The organism is Nitratireductor mangrovi, from assembly GCF_007922615.2.
Taxonomy (GTDB): domain Bacteria; phylum Pseudomonadota; class Alphaproteobacteria; order Rhizobiales; family Rhizobiaceae; genus Mangrovimarina; species Mangrovimarina mangrovi.
This window is the reverse complement of record NZ_CP042301.2, coordinates 4,592,665-4,610,412: the sequence shown is the minus strand read 5'-3', so window position 1 is coordinate 4,610,412 and position 17,748 is coordinate 4,592,665. Positions and strand designations below refer to the sequence as shown.

Below are 17,748 nucleotides of genomic sequence, written 5' to 3'. Positions count from 1 at the left end.
GTCGTGGACGACGCAGACCCTGAGGATTGTCCTTCGAAATGCCGCGCGCCTTCCTGTTCGTGCTCGATTCCTTCGGCGTCGGCGGCGCCTCCGACGCCGAGCAGTTCGGCGACGCCGGCGCCAACACGTTCGGCCATATCGCTGCGGCCGCCGCACGCGGCCAGGCCGACCGAGACGGGTTGCGCCAGGGGCCGCTGCGCCTGCCCAATATGCTCAAGCTGGGACTGGCCGAAGCGGCATTTGCTGCCAGCGGCCAGATGCCGGCGGGCGTGGAGCGGCCGATCCCGGAAGGTTTCTTCGGAGCCGCCGAAGAGGTCTCGAAAGGCAAGGACACGCCGTCCGGTCACTGGGAAATCGCCGGCCTGCCGGTGCCGTTCGACTGGGGCTATTTCCCCGAAACCGTGCCGACCTTTCCCGCAGAACTCACCGAGGCGGTGATCCGCGAGGCGAAGCTGCCGGGCATCCTCGGCGACTGCCATGCCTCCGGCACCGAGATCATCGCCAAGCTCGGCGAGGAGCATGTGCGGACCGGAAAGCCGATCTGCTACACCTCGGCGGACTCTGTCTACCAGATCGCCGCGCATGAGGAGCATTTCGGGCTCGAAAGGCTTTACGAACTGTGCCAGATCGTGCGCCGGCTGGTCGACCCGCTCAATATCGGCCGGGTCATCGCGCGGCCCTTCGTGGGCGCGTCGGCCGCCGATTTCGAGCGCACCACCAACCGCCGCGACTACGCCGTTCCGCCCACCGAGCCGACGGTACTGGACCGCATCACCGAGGCCGACGGCAAGGTGATCGGCGTCGGCAAGATCGGCGATATCTTTGCGCACCGCGCCATCTCGGAAGTGCGCAAGGCGGCCGGCAACATGGCGCTGTTCGACAAGGCGCTCGGCGCCATCGAAGACAGCCGCGACGGCGATCTGGTTTTCGCCAATTTCGTCGATTTCGACACGCTTTTCGGCCACCGGCGCGACGTGGCGGGCTACGCCGCCGCGCTCGAGGCATTTGACGCCCGGCTGCCGGAGGCGCTGGCGCGGCTGCAACCAGGCGACCTCTTGATCCTGACCGCCGACCATGGCTGCGATCCGACCTGGCGCGGGACCGACCATACACGCGAGCGCGTGCCGGTGATCGGCACTGGACCCGGCCTGGCGCCGGCTGCCCTCGGCATCCGCCCGACCTTCGCCGATATCGGCGAGACCGTGGCGGCCCATCTCGGCCTGGCGCGTGGCCACCACGGCACCTCCTTCCTCGACACGATCCGCCCCGATGCCTGAATTGCCGGAGGTCGAGACCGTGCGCCGCGGTCTGGCCAAGGTGATGGAAGGCGCAAGGATCGTCTCGGTCGAGCAGCGCAGGCCGGACCTGCGCTTCCCGTTTCCGCCACGCTTCGGCGAACGCCTGCAAGGGCGCACCATCGGCGGGCTGGCGCGGCGGGCGAAATACCTGCTTGCCCATCTCGACGACGGCCTGACCCTGATCAGTCATCTCGGCATGTCGGGCTCGTGGCGCATCGAGCGCGATGGCGGCTCCGAACTGCCAGGACGCTTCCACCACGAGCGTTCGACGGCGCGTCCGCATGACCACGTGGTTCTCCGTCTGGAGCCGACGGCCGGCGGCCCGGCCCGTGTCATCTTCAATGACCCGCGCCGTTTCGGCTTCATGCTGTTCGCCGAACCGGGGAAACTCGGCGAACATCCGCTGATGGCGGGGCTCGGGGTGGAGCCTACCGGCAATACGCTGGACGGCGCCCTGCTGGCCCGGCTTTTCCGCGACCGGCGCGCGCCGCTCAAGGCAGCGCTCCTCGACCAGCGGCTGATCGCCGGGCTGGGCAATATCTATGTCTGCGAGGCGCTGTGGCGGGCCAAGTTGTCACCGCTGCGGGCGGCGGGCAGCATCGTGCCCAAAAGCGGCCGTGCCGGCGCGGCCAGCGAGCGGCTGGCGACCGCCGTTCGCGAGGTGATCGCCGATGCGATCGCGGCCGGCGGATCTTCGCTGCGCGACTATCGCCAGGCCGACGGCGAACTCGGCTATTTCCAGCACAGCTTCTCCGTCTACGATCGCGAGGGCGAGGCCTGCCGTCACCCGGGCTGCCGGGGCACCGTCATGCGCACGGTGCAGTCCGGACGCTCAACCTTCCATTGTGTGTCTTGCCAGCGCTGATGCTTCGCTTCGCTCCTACAATTGCAGTCCGGCAGAACAAATGGGATGCCAATGCCGGGCCCGAACCGCTACGCTTGATCATCTCGACGCAATCGCCCCGGAGGAGTTTCCCAACATGGCCTATGAAACGATCCTAGTCGAAACGCGTGCGCGGGTCGGCCTGATCACGCTGAACCGGCCCAAGGCGCTTAACGCGCTCAACACCACCGTGCTGGCGGAGGTGATGGCCGCCCTGGAGGCGTTCGAGGCGGATGCCGGCGTCGGCGCGATCGTGATCACGGGATCGGAAAAGGCGTTCGCGGCCGGGGCCGACATCAAGCAGATGCAGTCGATGAGTTATGTCGACGCCTTCATGGCCGACTTCTTCGCGGGCTGGGAGGCGCTGTCGCGCATCCGCAAGCCGGTGATCGCGGCCGTGGCCGGCTACGCGCTCGGCGGCGGCTGCGAACTGGCGATGATGTGCGACTTCATCATAGCGGCCGACAACGCCAAGTTCGGCCAGCCCGAGATCACGCTCGGGGTGATGCCCGGCATGGGCGGCTCACAGCGGCTGACGCGCTTCGTCGGCAAGTCCAAGGCGATGGACATGTGTCTGACCGGACGGATGATGGACGCCGAGGAGGCGGAACGCTCGGGCCTGGTGTCGCGGGTGGTGCCGGCCGGCGAACTGATCGAGGAGGCGCTTGCCGCGGCAACAAAGATCGCCTCGTTCTCGCTGCCGGCGGTTATGATGGCCAAGGAGGCGGTCAACCGCTCCTACGAGACGACCCTTTCGGAGGGCCTGCGCTTCGAACGCCGGGTGTTCCACTCGATGTTCGCCCTGGACGACCAGACGGAGGGCATGTCGGCCTTTGTGGAGAAGCGGACGCCGAATTTCCGCAACCGCTGAGCAGGCGGTTTTTCGGGCGGCGACAGGCGTTGACGCAGGCCGCAAGCTGAACTATAAGCCGCCGCAATCGAGGCGGCCCAGCGGCCGCCCGTTTGTATTCGTGCCTGCCGGAACGCCGGACTGGCACCAGAACGCCAGAACAACGAGAGAGGCATCATGGCCAACACCACTTCGGCCAAGAAGGCGACGCGCAAGATGGCGCGCCGGACCGCGATCAACAAGAACCGCCGTTCGCGCGTGCGCAGCTATGTGCGCAAGGTCGAGGAAGCTTTGGCGGCAGGCGACAAGGCCGCGGCCACGGCCGCGTTCGACGCCGTCCAGCCGGAACTGATGCGTGCGGCCACCAAGGGTGTCATGCACCGCAACACGGCCTCGCGCAAGGTATCGCGCCTGGCACAGCGCGTGAAGGCCCTGCAGGCCTAGCGGACCCGCCCGAACAGGGCACGCCAAACGCGAAACGATTGACCAGCCCGGCAACCCAGCCGGGCTTTTTTCTTTTGCCGACAGACACTTGCCGGACATGTCGAAGTGGGCGAAAAAGGGGCAACGCGTTCATTTGCCGGCATCGCCGTTTCGCATGCTGACACAGGGTGACAGCGAGCCGGACACACATGCGCTCGGCGCATCAAAAAGACAACAAAACCAAGAGCTTGCCAGAGGTATTCGACGGGCCGCGTCCGAGCTCGGAGGACCGGCGGCGACCTCGACATGTCAAGCAAAAAAATAATGTATTTTTAGATAGCCGACGACCGAAGAAGAGGCTTCGGACAAAGGGATTGATTCATAACAGTTTATGCGTTGCCTGCCTTGCCGGGCGAACACGCCGGAGCCGCCAGAGGCGTCCAAGAGATTAAAAAACCCTTACCGCCGCCCTTGCTCTTCAACCGCCACATTTTGTAATGTCGGTCCATCGGAAGGGACAGGGCCGTCAGGCCTCAATACCCAGAAAAATTGCCGCTTGCGACGCGGGGGCGTTTCCCGCGAGCGGGAAGGTCGTGCCCTTTCGACGCGCCGGTTCGCGGGCGTGAATCTGGTTGAAGAGTGACGAGGATCGGTCCGGCGGCAGCGCCGGCCAGGGGAACTTTTTGACCATCGGCAGGCACTTCGACGCGTCCGCGCGCCGGGGGAAAACGGGGACGGGCTGACCACGATGCGGTCGGTTGTATTCGAGTGAGGTGGCGCTCGGGCCGTTTGGCCCGGTCGTCTGAACGAGGACATGCGCGGCGTTGCGCCGCGCATGACGGGAATACATTGCCAAATGAAAAGGGAAAACGGGATGCAAGGCGGCTTGGAAATGGGGAGAGCGGCGGCGCTCCCCTTTGTTCAATTCAGAAAGGGAGACGATGAGGTGAGCGGGGGCGCCGGGGCGCACGAGCAATTCGAGCGCGTCAGGGTGCAACTGCGCGCGCAGCTGGGCCTGGAGGTCTATTCGAGCTGGTTCGGCCGCATGAAGCTTGCCGAAGCCGCGCGGGGGCTGGTCCGCCTGTCGGTACCGACTGCCTTTTTGCGTTCCTGGATCAACAGCCACTACCTGGAGCTGATCACGGATCTCTGGAAGCGCGAAGATCCCGCCCTCATGCGGCTCGAGATCGTCGTGCGCAGCGCCACCCGCAGCACGCGCAGCACGCCGGAAACCGAGCCGGCGCCAGCCCGCAACATCACACGGTCGTCGCAGGCAACGCTGGCGAGCGGAACCGCCGTCAGCACCAAAGCGACCCCGACGAAGCCGACTTCGGCGGACGCGGCGAAAAACCAGAGCGTGCTCGGTTCGCCGCTGGATTCGCGTTATACGTTCGATTCCTTCGTCGAGGGTCCGCCGAACCGCGTCGCCTTCGCCGCGGCCCGTACCGTGGCCGAGAGCCCGAGCGCGTCGCTGCGCTTCAACCCGCTCTTCGTCCACGCCTCCGTCGGGCTGGGCAAGACCCACCTCCTGCAGGCGATCGCCGCGGAGGCCTTGAAGCGCAATCCGCAGATGCGCGTGGTCTACCTGACCGCGGAATACTTCATGTGGCGCTTCGCAACCGCAATCCGCGACAACAACGCACTGACGCTGAAGGAGCAGTTGCGCGACATCGACCTGCTGATCATCGACGACATGCAGTTCCTGCAGGGCAAGTCGATCCAGCACGAGTTCTGCCATCTCATCAACATGCTGCTCGACAGCGCGCGCCAGGTTGTCGTCGCGGCCGACCGGCCAGCCGCCGAGCTTGAATCGCTGGAGCCCCGGGTGCGCTCGCGCCTGCATGGCGGCGTGTCGCTGGAAATGTCGTCGCCCGACATGGATATGCGGCTGCGCATGCTGCAGCAGCGGCTGGCATCGGCGCGCGTGGAAGACCAGTCGCTCGACATTCCGGCAAATGTCCTGGAGCATGTCGCGCGGGCGGTCACCGGCAGCGGGCGCGAACTCGAGGGCGCGTTCAACCAGCTGCTGTTCCGCCGTTCCTTCGAGCCGCAGCTGAGCATCGAGCGCATCGATGAACTGCTCGGCCACATGTTCCGGCCCGGCGACCCGAAGCGGGTGCGCATCGAGGACATCCAGAGGATCGTCGCACGGCACTACAACGTGTCGAAGACCGAGCTTCTGTCGAACCGGCGCACGCGCACGATCGTCAAGCCGCGCCAGGTGGCCATGTATCTGTCCAAGATCATGACGCCGCGCTCGCTGCCCGAAATCGGCCGCCGCTTCGGCGGTCGCGATCATACGACGGTGCTTCACGCGGTGCGCAAGATCGAGGAACTGTCGGGCGCCGACCAGACGCTGGCGCAGGAACTGGAACTGCTGCGCAGGCTGATCAGCGACCAGGCCTGATCTGCCCGCCGCGGCGCCGCCGCACGCGCCGCAGCTTATCCCCTGCCAATGCCCGCACGGCGCGCGCCAAAGCGCCGCGCGGGCTTGCCTTCGCGGGGCTTTTCCTGTCATTTTGGCTTGATTCCGGCCCGTCTCGGGCCGTTCTTTTCTCTGCTTCCCGGGCGAAGCTCTCCTCGGTACGAGACCATCGATGCGCGTTACACTTGAACGTTCGAATCTCCTGAAGTCGCTCAATCACGTGCACCGCGTCGTCGAGCGCCGCAACACGATTCCGATCCTGTCGAACGTCCTGCTCAAGGCCGACGGCGCCGTGCTCGAAATGAAGGCGACCGACCTCGACATCGAGGTGACCGAGGCGACGGCGGCGCAAGTGGAACAGGGTGGCGCAACGACGGTGCCGGCGCATCTGCTCTACGACATCGTGCGCAAATTGCCCGAGGGAGCGGAAGTGATGCTGAAGACCGACGAGGACGGACGGTCGATGTCGGTGATCGCCGGGCGCTCCAACTTCCGCCTGCAATGCCTGCCGCAATCGGACTTCCCCGAACTTTCGGCCGGCAGCTTCTCGCACATCTTCAGGATCGAATCGACGGCGCTCAAGGGGCTGATCGACAAGACGCAGTTTGCGATCTCGACCGAGGAGACGCGTTACTACCTCAACGGCATCTACCTGCACACGCTGGAAAGCGGCAGCGCGCTGGTGTTGCGCGCGGTCGCTACCGACGGCCACCGCCTGGCCCGGGCCGAGATCGAGGCGCCGGCCGGCTCCGAAGGCATGCCGGGCATCATCGTTCCGCGCAAGACCGTGAGCGAGTTGCAGAAGCTGGTCGACGCGCCGGACGTCAAGGTCGCCGTGGAACTGTCGGACACCAAGATCCGCTTCACCATCGGCAGCGTGATCCTGACCTCCAAGCTGATCGACGGCACGTTTCCGGATTACCAGCGCGTCATCCCGTCCGGCAACAACAAGAAGCTGGTCATCGACCGGCAGAGTTTCGCCCAGGCGGTGGACCGCGTCTCGACGATCTCCTCCGAGCGCGGCCGCGCGGTGAAGCTCGCCATCGCCGATGGTCAGGTTACGCTTACCGTGAACAATCCCGACTCCGGCAGCGCGGTCGAGGAGATACCGGCGGATTACGACGCCGACCCGATCGAGATCGGCTTCAACGCGCGCTACCTGCTCGACGTGGCCGGGCAGCTGACCGGCAGCGAGGCGAAATTCATGCTCGCCGACGCCGGCTCGCCCACGCTGATTCACGACATGGCCGACGAGCAGGCGCTTTACGTGCTGATGCCGATGCGTGTCTGATCCGGGCGGCGCGCCGCGACAGGACGCCACCGTGGCCCAGAAGCCGCCAAGGGTTTCGATAGGTAAGCTCAAGCTTACAGATTTCCGCAGCTACCGCGAGCTTTCGGTAAGCTTCGATGGCGGCGCGGTGGTGCTGACCGGCGAGAACGGGGCCGGCAAGACCAACCTCCTCGAAGCGATTTCGTTGCTGACGCCCGGGCGCGGGCTGCGGCGGGCCGCCTATGCCGACGCGGTGCGCGAAGGTGCGGGGGGTGGCTTTGCCGTCCATGCCTCCATCGACGGCCCCGACGGCGCGGTCGAGATCGGCACCGGAGCGGGCGGACCGCCAAATGGCGAAAGCGAGGGCGGCCGCAAGGTGCGTATCAACGGCGCGCCGGCGCGCTCGGCCGACGAGATGCTCGAATGGCTGCGGGTGATGTGGCTGACGCCGGCGATGGACGGGCTCTTCACCGGGCCGGCCTCGGACCGGCGGCGCTTCCTCGACCGGCTTGTCCTGACGATCGACCCGGCGCACGGCCAGCGCGCGCTCGACTACGAGAAGGCGATGCGGGGCCGCAACCGGCTGCTGGCCGACAACCAGCGCGACGAGACCTGGTTCGCGGCGATCGAGGCGCAGATGGCGGAGACGGGAGCGGCGATCGCCGCCGCGCGGGTCGAGATGGTGCGCCTGCTGGCGGCAATGGTTGAAAAGACCCCGGAGGACGGCGCCTTTCCGCGCGCCGACCTGGCGATCGAAGGTTATCTCGAAGGCATCCTCGCCGAGCGCCCTGCGGTGGAGGCCGAGGAGAGTTTCCGCGAAAGGCTGGAGCGCGAGCGCGAGCGCGACCGCAGCGCCGGCCGCACGCTCGACGGGCCGCACCGCTCCGACCTGATCGTGCGCCACAGGCCGAAGGCGATGCCGGCCGCACTCTCCTCGACTGGGGAGCAGAAGGCACTGCTGGTCGGCATCGTGCTTTCGCATGCACGGCTGACCGGGGAACTGGCCGGCATGGCGCCGATCCTGCTGCTCGACGAAATCGCCGCGCATTTCGACCATCTCAGGCGGGCCGCACTTTTCGACATTCTCGACGACCTCAACGGCCAGGTGTTCATGACCGGCACGGAGGCCGACCTGTTTGCCGCGATCGACAACCGCGCCCAGTTCCTGACCGTCGCCGATGGCGCCGTGCGCGCGACCGGCTGAAGCGGAAGCACAGCACGGGCAGGTGGGCCGCTGACAAGCGTCGCGGCCGTCCCTATGATCCCGCGGCATGGATCACCAAACGACGCCTCCGCTCTCCGACGCCGAACTCGAACGTTATGCGCGCCACATCGTGCTGCCGGAAATCGGCGGCGCGGGGCAGCAGAAGCTGAAGCGCGCGCGCGTGCTGGTCGTCGGCGCCGGCGGGCTGGGAGCGCCGGCGCTTTGCTACCTCGCCGCCGCCGGGATCGGCACGCTCGGCATCGTCGACGACGACACGGTGTCGCTGTCGAACCTGCAGCGGCAGGTGATCCACGACACGGCGTCCGTCGGCGAGGCGAAGGTCGACAGCGCCGCCGATACGATCGCCGGGATCAACCCGCATGTCGTCGTGGAAAGGCACCGGCTGCGGCTGACCGAGGCCAATGTGCGCGAACTGGTCGACGGCTATGACATCGTCGTCGACGGATCGGACAATTTCGGCACGCGCTACCTGGTTGCCGACAGCTGCGCGGCGGCGGGAAAGCCGCTCGTCACCGGGGCGGTCGGCCGTTTCGACGGGTCGCTGACCGTGCTGAAGCCGTTCGACACGGACGCCGACGGCAAACCGCTGCCCGGCTACCGCGACCTCTTCCCGGAAGCGCCGCCGCCGGGCCTCGTGCCCTCCTGTGCCGAGGCCGGCATCCTCGGCGCGCTGCCCGGCGTCATCGGCACTCTGCAGGCGATGGAGGTGATCAAGCTCGTCACCGGCGTCGGCGAGCCGCTGGTCGGGCGGCTGTTGCTCTATGACGGGCTGGGCGCGCGCTTCGACGTCATGCGCTATCGCAGGGCCGAAGGGTGACGCTGACACTGAGCGAGGACGAGCGGCGGATCGCGGCGGGCAGCGACGGCGCGGCGATGGCGATGCGCATCGTCGCCGAGAGCGGACGCCTGCTCGGCGCGGAGCGGCTGATCCCGATCGCGTCGGCGCATATCGACGGCGCGCTCTATCATGGCGATTCCGGCACGCTGTTCGCCGAACGGCTGGTCGAAGGAAGTGCCAAGGTCGCAGTGCGCGCCACGCTCAATGTGGGCGCGCTCGACCTGACCGGCTCCTGCCGGGTGCGGCTCGCCGAGCACGAGCGCGCCATGGCACGCCGCATGATGCGCGCCTACCGGGCGCTTGGCTGCGAGCCGACCTGGACCTGCGCGCCCTACCAGGCCGGCCACAGGCCGCGAGAGGGCGAGGATGTGGCGTGGGGGGAGTCGAACGCGGTCGCGTTCTGCAACTCGGTCTTGGGCGCGCGCACCAACCGTTATGGTGACTTCCTCGACATCGCCTGCGCGATTGCCGGCAGGGCGCCGGATTGCGGGCTGCACCGCACCGAGAACCGCCGCGCGCGCATCATCGTCGACGTCTCCGCCCTGCCAGCCTCGTTCCTGAACTCGGAAATCGCCTGGCCGGTGCTCGGCAGCCTTTACGGACGTCTTGCAGGCGATGCGGTCGGTGCCGTCACCGGCATCGAACGCCACCCGGGCGAAGACGCGCTCAAGGCCTTCGGCGCGGCCGCCGCCTCCTCCGGCGCGGTCGGGCTGTTCCATATCGTCGGCGTGACGCCGGAAGCGCCGGACATCGCGACGGCGACCGGCGGCATGGCGCCGGCCGAGACGATCGCGGCCACGGCGGAAATGGTCGCGGACAGCCTGCGGCGGCTGTCGACAGCCGAAGGCAGCGACAGGCTCGACGCGGTGGCGCTCGGCAGCCCGCATTTCTCGCTCGACGAATTCGCGGCGCTGGAAAGACATCTGGCCGGCCGCGGCCTGAAGGTTCCCCTCTATGCCTGCACCGGCCGCCATGTGCTCGATGTTCTGGAGAAAAGCGGCAAGCGGCAAGCGCTCGAAAATGCCGGCGTCACCATCGTTGCCGATACCTGCGTCGTGGTGACGCCGGTCATGGCCGAGCTTGCCGGCGGCGTGCTGATGACGAATTCCGGCAAGTTCGCCCATTACGCGCCCGGCAACACCGGCTACCGCGTGCTTTATGCCTCGCTCGCCGACTGCGTGGCGAGCGCTGTCGCCGGCCGGCCGATCATCCGGGACACGGTGTCGTGAGCGGCACGCTCGAGGGAGAGATCCTCGTCGGCGGCCGCGCCGGCGACGGGCCGGCACTGGTTCTCGACGCGCCGATCAGCTTCTGGGGCGGGGTCGACCCGAAAACGGGCCGCATCGTCGACGTCCGCCACCCGCAACACGGCGCCTCGGTGGCGGGAACCGTGCTGTTCCTGCCCGGCACGATCGGCTCGTCGTCGGCGTCTTCGGTACTGCTGGAACTCGTCCGGGGCGGCCACGCGCCATCGGCGATGGTGCTGCACGAGCCCGACGCGATCCTGCTACTCGGGCTGGTGGTGGCGAAGGAGATGGGATGGGCGACACCGGTGGCGGTGCGCCTCGTGCGGGACAACCACGAACATTTTCGCGGCCGCCAGATCACGGTCTCGCAGGACGGTACGGTCGCTATCGTTGCGTGAGGCGGAAGACGGCGCGCCCAGCGCCCGCGTCTTCAGGCCCGCGCCGGCAACACGCGGTCGGGCGGCCGATGGCCGTCGAACAGGGTGCGGATGTTGATGATCACCTTGTCGCCCATGTCGATGCGGCCTTCGATGGTGGCCGAACCCATATGCGGCAGCAACACCACCTTGCCCTTTTCGGCAAGCTTCACCAGCTTGGGATTCACCGCCGGCTCGTGTTCGAAAACGTCGAGCCCGGCGCCGGCGAGCCGGCCTTCGCGGATCATCTCGATCAGGGCGGCCTCGTCGATGATCTCGCCGCGAGCGGTGTTGACGATGTAGGAGGCGGGCTGCATCAGCGCCAGCCGGCGCGCCGAAAGCAGGTGGAAGGTCGCTGGCGTCGACGGGCAGTTGACCGAGATGATGTCCATGCGGGCCAGCATCTGGTCGAGACTTTCCCAATAGGTCGCCTCAAGCTCGTCCTCGATGGCGGGCGCCACGCGGTGGCGGTTGTGATAGTGGATCGACAGGCCGAAGGCCTTGGCGCGGCGCGCCACCGCGGTGCCGATGCGGCCCATGCCGACAATGCCGAGACGCTTGCCCCAGATGCGGTGGCCGAGCATCCAGGTCGGCGACCAGCCTTCCCATTTGCCGTCGCCCTTGAGCACGCCGGCCCCTTCGACCAGCCGCCGCGGCACGGTGAGGATCAGCCCCATGGTCATGTCGGCGGTGTCTTCGGTCAGGACATTCGGCGTGTTGGTGACCGTGACCTGGCGCCGCGCCGCCGCTTCGACATCGATGTGGTCGACGCCATTGCCGAAATTGGCGATCAGCTTGAGATTGTCGCCGGCCTGCGCAATCAGCGCCGCGTCGATGCGGTCTGTGATGGTGGGCACGAGCACGTCGGCCTCGCGGACGGCGGCCACCAGTTCGGGCTGCGTCATCGGCCGGTCCTCGACGTTCAGCCGCGCGTCGAAGAGTTCCCGCATGCGCGTCTCCACCGGGTCCGGCAGCTTGCGCGTGATCACCACGAGAGGTTTCTTCCTGCCCGCCATCGCTTCCTCGTTCCGGGTCCTGTTGAGACCTCTTTAACCAAGACGGGCGATACTCCAAAGCGCTATCGGCCGCTGGTTCTGTGTAACATCGGACCTGCCGAAGACAAAGAAAATCCAAGGAAGCCCGGCCGCCCGCCGGCGGTCGCTTTCAGTGCAAGTCAGGGATTTGTCCGTGTCGCGTTTGGTGTCGCTTCGCCTGGCCTTCAGTGCCGTCTTCCTCGCCAGCTCGCTCCTTGCCACCAACATCATGTACGCCGCGCCAGACGGCGGCGGCGCCCAGTCGGTGGCGCGCGGCCCGAGCGGCCTGCCGCTGCCACGTTTCGTCAGCCTCAAGGCGAGCCGCGTCAATTTGCGCATCGGCCCAGGACGCACCTACGCGGTCGACTGGCTCTATCTGCGCGACGGGCTGCCGATGGAGATCATCCAGGAATATGACAACTGGCGCCGGGTGCGCGATTCGGAAGGCGTGGAGGGCTGGATCAACGGCTCGCTCTTGTCGGGCCGCCGCACCGGGATCGCCGCCCCGTGGCAGCGTGGCAAGGCGGCTGAGATCGCGCTGCGTACCGAGCCCTACGAGGATGCGCGCGCCGTGGCGCTGATCGAGCCCGGCGCGCTGGGCGAGATCAACCTTTGCAATGGCGACTGGTGCCGGATGACGTTCAGCGGCCACCGCGGCTGGATCAGCCAGCAGCAGGTATGGGGCGTCTATCCCGGCGAAACGATCGAGGACTGAAACGGATCACCTCGCGACGGCGCTGACTAGGCCAAGCACGCCGGCCGAGCCTGCATCGGGATTGATTGCCTGGAGCCGTTCATCGTTCACTCGAACAGCTCCAACCGCTTGTTTCTCGGCAATTCCGGACGGACAACCGGTTTCGACTTTCCCTGGAATTGCTCTAGGACGTCGCGGCGAGATGCTCGTCGGTCGTCATGACCCGGCCATAACTCATAGCCAAAGGCGCCATGATGGCGGCGTGAACGAGCGGCGCCGACACGGTCTGCCCGGCAAAGCTTTGCTCCTTCGCGCCACAGGCGTCCTCGATAACCGTCACGGCAAAGCCGAAATCGGCGGCGGCGCGCGCCGTGGCGTCGATGCACATCTGGGTCATCGCTCCGCAAACCACGACGTCGGTGATGCCGGCGGCCTCGAGTTCCTCGCGCAGCCGGGTTCCCTGGAAGCTGTTCGGGCGACGCTTGGCGATCACCTTCTCGTCGGCGGCAGGCGCCACCGAGGCATGAATCTCGGCACCGAAGCTGCCGGGACGGAAGAACGGCGCGCTGTCGGACGGCATCTCGTGCCGGACATGGACGACCAGATCCCCGGCCTGCCGCGCATGCGCCAGGAGGCGGGCGGCATTGGCCGCGGCTTCTTCCATCCGGTCGACGGGCCAGCGGCCATCCGCGAAATAGTCGTTCTGAATGTCCACCAGAACCAGAGCCTTGGCTGCCATTTGCCTCTCCTTTTCGTTGCTTCCGTTCTGGCAGCGCGGCGTGGCAGGCCCGAGTGGCGCAAATGACATTCTTTGTGCCATAAACGCCAAACAATGACACAAGAGCGCGCCATCAGCATCGCCATCGTCGCCTATCCCGGCGCCCTGGAATCAGCCGTCCTGGGGCTGGGCGACCTGTTTTCCGTGGCCAGCAGCACGAGCACGGCACAGGGCGGGCGGCGGCTGGACGCGACCGCCTTGCGGGCGGTTCCGTCCGAGCGCGGTCCGGAAGAGGTCTTCGACGCCGTCGTCCTGCCGCCCAGCCTTTCGGGCTCGCGCGGAACCGAGAGCAGGCCACTTCTCGCCTGGCTAGCGGCGCAGCATGCCGCCGGGGCGACCATGTGTTCCGTCTGCGCAGGTGCGTTCTGGCTGGCGAACGCGGGGCTTCTCGACGGGCGGCCGGCGACCACGCACTGGGCGCTCGAAGCCGAGTTCCGGACGCAGTTTCCCGCCGTCAGGCTCGATGCCGGTGAAATGCTGATCGACGACAACGACGTCGTTACCGCCGGCGGCGTGATGGCCTGGCTCGACATGGGGCTGTTCGTGGTCGAGCGCTGGCTCGGCGCCGGCGTCATGTCGCTAACGGCACGGCATCTGCTGATCGACACCGCCGGCCGCGAGCAGCGGACCTACCGCAGCTTCCGCCCCCATATGCAGCATGGCGACCGGGCGATCGCTGCGCTCCAGCACTGGCTGGAGGCCAACGCGGAAAATGCGGTCTCGGTGGCGACGATGGCGGAGAAGGCGATGATATCTCCCAGAACGCTGTTGCGCCGCTTCCGGCAGGCGACCGGCCTCACGCCCAACGATTACGTGCAAAACCTGCGCGTGGAGAAGGCGCGCGGCCTGCTGGAAAGGACGCTGATGCCGGTCGGTGAAATCGGCTGGAGCGTCGGCTACCGGGACGCGTCGGCATTCGGCCGCGTCTTCCGCGAGGCAACAGGCGTTTCACCGGGAGAATACAGGAACCGCTTCGGTCTCGTTCGCCGTTTCGAACGAGCCTAGTCATCCCATTGGTCAGCGATGCAGCGGAGAGCGTCAGCGGCGCTTCGGGCGCAGCCTCACCACGATGTCGACATTGGCGATCTCCATGCCTTCCGGCGGTTCGGGAAGGTTATGGACGGTCACCGGTCCCGACGGAATGTCGACGACGGTGTTTTCACCCTCGATGAAATAGTGGTGATGATCCGACGTGTTGGTGTCGAAATAGGTCTTGGACCCCTCAACGGCGAGGATGCGGAGCATTCCCGCCTCGGTGAACTGATGCAGCGTGTTGTAGACGGTTGCGAGCGACACCGGCACGCCGGCGTCGACCGCCTCCTCGTGCAGTTCCTCGGCGGACAGGTGCCTGTCGCCCTTGGCGAACAGCAGGCCAGCCAAGGCCACGCGCTGTCGCGTCGGGCGCAGCCCCGCGGCGCGGACCTTGCGTGTCGCCTGTGAAGCAGTGTCCTGCATCAATCCTCATGAACGGGATGCGGCAATCGGAAAGTGCCTAGCCCGAGCTTGTTCCGCTGGCCCGTCGCGGGCCGATATCACCTTTCAGCATATAACTTTTCGCAATTTGGAGATCAATAGCGGCACATTGACCCGTGCCCCGCATCGCGATAAGCGCAGGCGTATCAAATCGCGGCAGGCCGGACGGGCCACGCCAGCGAGTGGTCGGCGCAGAAGCGTCACCTAGCAGCGGGAAGGTCATATGGCGGAGAGGAAGTCCAGCTACGGCTACGAGGATCTGCTGGCCTGCGCCAGGGGCGAACTGTTCGGCCCCGGCAATGCGCAGTTGCCGGCGCCGCCGATGCTGATGTTCGACCGGATCACGGAGATCAGCGAAGACGGCGGCGAGTTCGGCAAGGGTTATGTCCGCGCGGAACTGGACCTGCGGCCCGACCTCTGGTTTTTCCCGTGCCACTTCATCGGCAACCCGGTCATGCCCGGCTGTCTCGGCCTCGACGCCATGTGGCAGATGACCGGCTTCTTTCTCGGCTGGCTCGGCGAGCCCGGCAAGGGCATGGCACTCTCCACCGGCGAGGTGAAGTTCAAGGGCATGGTGCGCCCCGAAAACAAGAAGGTCGAGTACGGCGTCGATTTCAAGCGCGTGATGCGCGGGCGGCTGGTGCTCGGGATCGCCGATGGCTGGCTCAAGGCCGATGGCGAGCCTATCTACAAGGCGACCGACCTGAGGGTCGGGCTGGCCAAGCAGGACGCGTGACGCCGGGCGGCAAGGCCCGCAAGCGCCAACCCCCAGGGAGAGCCAAATGAGACGCGTAGTCGTTACCGGCCTCGGGATCGTTTCGTCGATCGGCAACAATGCCGGCGAGGTAGAAGCCTCCCTGCGCGAGGCGAAATCCGGGATCAGCTTTTCTGAGGAGTTCGCGGAGCACGGGTTCCGCTGCCAGGTGTGGGGCGCGCCGACGCTCGATCCGACCGATCTGGTCGACCGCCGCGCCATGCGCTTCCTGTCGAAGGGCGGGGCCTGGAACCATGTCGCGATGCAACAGGCGATCGCCGATTCCGGGCTGGAAGACGGCGACGTCACCAATGAGCGCACCGGCATCATCATGGGTTCGGGCGGGCCCTCGACACGCACGATCGTCGAGGCCGCGGCAATCACCGAAAAGAACGCGAGCCCGAAGCGCATCGGCCCGTTCGCCGTGCCGAAGGCGATGTCGTCGACCGCGTCGGCGACGCTTGCCACCTGGTTCAAGATCCACGGTGTGAACTACTCGATCTCGTCGGCCTGCTCGACCTCGGCGCATTGCATCGGCAACGCCTACGAACTGATCCAGCTCGGCAAGCAGGACATCATCTTCGCCGGCGGCCATGAGGACCTCGACTGGACGATGTCGAACCTTTTCGACGCCATGGGCGCCATGTCGACCAAGTTCAACGACAAGGCATCGTCGGCCTCGCGCGCCTACGACGTCGACCGAGACGGCTTCGTGATCGCCGGCGGCGCCGGCGTACTGGTGCTGGAAGAACTCGAACACGCCAAGGCGCGCGGCGCCAAGATCTATGCCGAGATCACCGGCTACGGCGCCACCTCGGACGGCTACGACATGGTCGCCCCGTCCGGCGAGGGCGCGGTGCGCTGCATGCGCCAGGCCCTCGCCACGGTTGACGGCAGCGTCGACTACATCAACACGCACGGCACCTCGACGCCGGTGGGCGATTCGCGCGAGATCGGCGCGATCCGCGAGGTGTTTGGCAACAAGATCCCACACATCGCGTCGACCAAGTCGCTGACCGGGCATTCGCTCGGCGCCGCCGGCGTCCAGGAATCGATCTACTCGATCCTGATGATGCAGGCCGGCTTCATCGGCGAAAGCGCCCATATCGGCACGCTCGATCCGGAATTCGAGGGTGCGCCGATCGTGCGCAAGCGCATCGACGACGCCAAGATCGACACCGTGCTTTCGAATTCCTTCGGCTTCGGCGGCACCAACTCCACACTCGTTTTCCAGCGTCACTCAGCATAGGGCCGGCCCGCAGATGGAAGGTTTGATGAAGGGCAAGCGCGGCCTCGTGATGGGCGTCGCCAACGATCATTCGATCGCCTGGGGCATCGCCAAGAAAGCCTACGAACACGGCGCCGAGATGGCCTTCACCTACCAGGGCGAGGCGTTCGGCCGGCGCGTCAAGCCGCTCGCCGAGCAGGCCGGGGTCAAGCTGGTGCTGCCGTGCGACGTCGAGGACGAAGCCTCCGTCGACGGTGTGTTCGAGAGCCTGAAGTCGGAATGGGGCAGCCTCGACTTCATCGTCCACGCCATCGGATTTTCGGACAAGAGCGAACTCAAGGGTCTTTACGCCGACACGACGCGGGCGAATTTCGTGCGGACCATGGTCATCTCCTGCTTTTCCTTCACCGAGATCGCGCGGCGCGCGGCGGCGATGATGGAAGGAGCCGGCTCGATGCTGACGCTGACCTATGCCGGCTCCACTCGGGTGATGCCGAACTACAACGTGATGGGCGTGGCCAAGGCCGGACTCGAGGCCAGCGTGCGCTATCTCGCCAACGATTTCGGCCCGCGCGGCATCCGCGTCAACGCACTTTCGGCCGGGCCGGTGCGCACGCTCGCCGGCGCCGGCATCTCCGACGCACGGCACATGTTCTCGTTCCAGCAGCGCAACGCACCGCTGCGGCGCACCGTCAACATCGACGAGATCGGCGGCTCGGCGCTCTATATGCTCTCGGACCTCTCTTCCGGCGTCACCGGCGAAGTCCACTATGTCGATTCCGGCTATCATGTGGTGTCGATGCCGACCCTGGACGAGCTCAAGAGAACCGATACGGCCGGCTGACGGCGCGAAACCGGCGATCGTTAAAATTCGAACGATGCGGCCCAGCAAACCTTAATGCGCATGTGCTT

19 protein-coding genes are annotated in these 17,748 nt (G+C 66.6%); 15 read left to right on the top strand and 4 right to left on the bottom strand.

Going from position 1 to position 17,748, the window contains the following annotated elements:
* The first annotated feature begins 38 nt into the window (after positions 1 to 38).
* The 4 genes from FQ775_RS22635 to rpsT all read left to right on the top strand — a co-directional run bounded on the left by FQ775_RS22635 (position 39) and on the right by rpsT (position 3,475).
* The gene (locus FQ775_RS22635; protein WP_146299897.1) at positions 39 to 1,277 is read left to right on the top strand and encodes a phosphopentomutase; all 1,239 of its coding nucleotides are present in this window, start codon (positions 39 to 41) and stop codon (positions 1,275 to 1,277) included.
* Complete coding sequence (mutM, locus tag FQ775_RS22630; RefSeq protein ID WP_146299898.1) at positions 1,270 to 2,163, top strand: bifunctional DNA-formamidopyrimidine glycosylase/DNA-(apurinic or apyrimidinic site) lyase; 894 nt, start codon at positions 1,270 to 1,272, stop codon at positions 2,161 to 2,163. Before FQ775_RS22635 ends, mutM begins: the two co-directional genes overlap by 8 nt.
* Positions 2,164 to 2,278: 115 nt before the next feature.
* A complete protein-coding gene (locus FQ775_RS22625; protein ID WP_146299899.1) occupies positions 2,279 to 3,052 on the top strand; it encodes an enoyl-CoA hydratase in 774 nt (257 codons plus the stop codon).
* A gap of 156 nt (positions 3,053 to 3,208) precedes the next feature.
* Positions 3,209 to 3,475 (top strand): 30S ribosomal protein S20, encoded by a 267-nt coding sequence (gene rpsT, locus FQ775_RS22620; protein ID WP_146299900.1) that lies wholly within the window; start codon positions 3,209 to 3,211, stop codon positions 3,473 to 3,475.
* A gap of 505 nt (positions 3,476 to 3,980) precedes the next feature.
* Here the strand turns inward: rpsT and FQ775_RS22615 are convergent.
* On the bottom strand, positions 3,981 to 4,430 hold the full coding sequence (locus tag FQ775_RS22615; protein ID WP_206064919.1) for a hypothetical protein: 450 nt from the start codon (positions 4,428 to 4,430) through the stop codon (positions 3,981 to 3,983).
* Here FQ775_RS22615 and dnaA point away from each other — a divergent pair.
* The 6 genes from dnaA to FQ775_RS22585 all read left to right on the top strand — a co-directional run bounded on the left by dnaA (position 4,329) and on the right by FQ775_RS22585 (position 10,857).
* Positions 4,329 to 5,861, top strand: coding sequence for a chromosomal replication initiator protein DnaA (gene dnaA, locus FQ775_RS22610; protein ID WP_146299901.1), 1,533 nt, complete (start codon positions 4,329 to 4,331; stop codon positions 5,859 to 5,861). The genes FQ775_RS22615 and dnaA overlap by 102 nt on opposite strands.
* A gap of 190 nt (positions 5,862 to 6,051) precedes the next feature.
* Positions 6,052 to 7,170, top strand: a complete 1,119-nt coding sequence (gene dnaN, locus FQ775_RS22605; protein WP_146299902.1) for a DNA polymerase III subunit beta — start codon at positions 6,052 to 6,054, stop codon at positions 7,168 to 7,170.
* 31 nt (positions 7,171 to 7,201) lie between these two features.
* The gene (gene recF, locus FQ775_RS22600; RefSeq protein ID WP_146299903.1) at positions 7,202 to 8,353 is read left to right on the top strand and encodes a DNA replication/repair protein RecF; all 1,152 of its coding nucleotides are present in this window, start codon (positions 7,202 to 7,204) and stop codon (positions 8,351 to 8,353) included.
* Between the two features lie 67 nt (positions 8,354 to 8,420).
* A complete protein-coding gene (locus FQ775_RS22595; protein ID WP_146299904.1) occupies positions 8,421 to 9,191 on the top strand; it encodes a molybdopterin-synthase adenylyltransferase MoeB in 771 nt (256 codons plus the stop codon).
* A complete protein-coding gene (locus FQ775_RS22590) occupies positions 9,188 to 10,441 on the top strand; it encodes an aconitase X (protein WP_146299905.1) in 1,254 nt (417 codons plus the stop codon). The genes FQ775_RS22595 and FQ775_RS22590 overlap by 4 nt, the downstream gene beginning before the upstream one ends.
* The gene (locus FQ775_RS22585; protein ID WP_146299906.1) at positions 10,438 to 10,857 is read left to right on the top strand and encodes an aconitase X swivel domain-containing protein; all 420 of its coding nucleotides are present in this window, start codon (positions 10,438 to 10,440) and stop codon (positions 10,855 to 10,857) included. Before FQ775_RS22590 ends, FQ775_RS22585 begins: the two co-directional genes overlap by 4 nt.
* 32 nt (positions 10,858 to 10,889) lie before the next feature.
* Here FQ775_RS22585 and FQ775_RS22580 read toward each other — a convergent pair whose 3' ends face one another.
* Positions 10,890 to 11,891, bottom strand: a complete 1,002-nt coding sequence (locus FQ775_RS22580) for a 2-hydroxyacid dehydrogenase (RefSeq protein ID WP_146299907.1) — start codon at positions 11,889 to 11,891, stop codon at positions 10,890 to 10,892.
* A gap of 172 nt (positions 11,892 to 12,063) precedes the next feature.
* On the opposite strand from FQ775_RS22580, the gene FQ775_RS22575 reads away from it, so the two are divergent.
* Positions 12,064 to 12,624, top strand: a complete 561-nt coding sequence (locus FQ775_RS22575; protein ID WP_167813122.1) for an SH3 domain-containing protein — start codon at positions 12,064 to 12,066, stop codon at positions 12,622 to 12,624.
* Between the two features lie 163 nt (positions 12,625 to 12,787).
* Here FQ775_RS22575 and FQ775_RS22570 read toward each other — a convergent pair whose 3' ends face one another.
* On the bottom strand, positions 12,788 to 13,342 hold the full coding sequence (locus tag FQ775_RS22570) for a cysteine hydrolase family protein (protein ID WP_146299908.1): 555 nt from the start codon (positions 13,340 to 13,342) through the stop codon (positions 12,788 to 12,790).
* 93 nt (positions 13,343 to 13,435) lie between these two features.
* Here FQ775_RS22570 and FQ775_RS22565 point away from each other — a divergent pair, with 93 nt between their 5' ends.
* On the top strand, positions 13,436 to 14,386 hold the full coding sequence (locus FQ775_RS22565) for a GlxA family transcriptional regulator (RefSeq protein WP_146299909.1): 951 nt from the start codon (positions 13,436 to 13,438) through the stop codon (positions 14,384 to 14,386).
* A 33-nt stretch (positions 14,387 to 14,419) separates the two neighbouring features.
* On the opposite strand, the gene irrA is transcribed toward FQ775_RS22565, so the two are convergent.
* Positions 14,420 to 14,836, bottom strand: coding sequence for an iron response transcriptional regulator IrrA (gene irrA / locus FQ775_RS22560; RefSeq protein WP_146299910.1), 417 nt, complete (start codon positions 14,834 to 14,836; stop codon positions 14,420 to 14,422).
* A 241-nt stretch (positions 14,837 to 15,077) separates the two neighbouring features.
* Here irrA and fabA point away from each other — a divergent pair, with 241 nt between their 5' ends.
* The 3 genes from fabA to fabI are packed head-to-tail and all read left to right on the top strand — an operon-like array spanning position 15,078 to position 17,680.
* Positions 15,078 to 15,590, top strand: a complete 513-nt coding sequence (gene fabA, locus FQ775_RS22555; RefSeq protein ID WP_146299911.1) for a 3-hydroxyacyl-[acyl-carrier-protein] dehydratase FabA — start codon at positions 15,078 to 15,080, stop codon at positions 15,588 to 15,590.
* Positions 15,591 to 15,636: 46 nt separating this feature from the next.
* Complete coding sequence (gene fabB / locus FQ775_RS22550; RefSeq protein ID WP_146299912.1) at positions 15,637 to 16,857, top strand: beta-ketoacyl-ACP synthase I; 1,221 nt, start codon at positions 15,637 to 15,639, stop codon at positions 16,855 to 16,857.
* A gap of 13 nt (positions 16,858 to 16,870) precedes the next feature.
* The gene (fabI, locus tag FQ775_RS22545; RefSeq protein WP_146299913.1) at positions 16,871 to 17,680 is read left to right on the top strand and encodes an enoyl-ACP reductase FabI; all 810 of its coding nucleotides are present in this window, start codon (positions 16,871 to 16,873) and stop codon (positions 17,678 to 17,680) included.
* Positions 17,681 to 17,748: the final 68 nt, after the last annotated feature.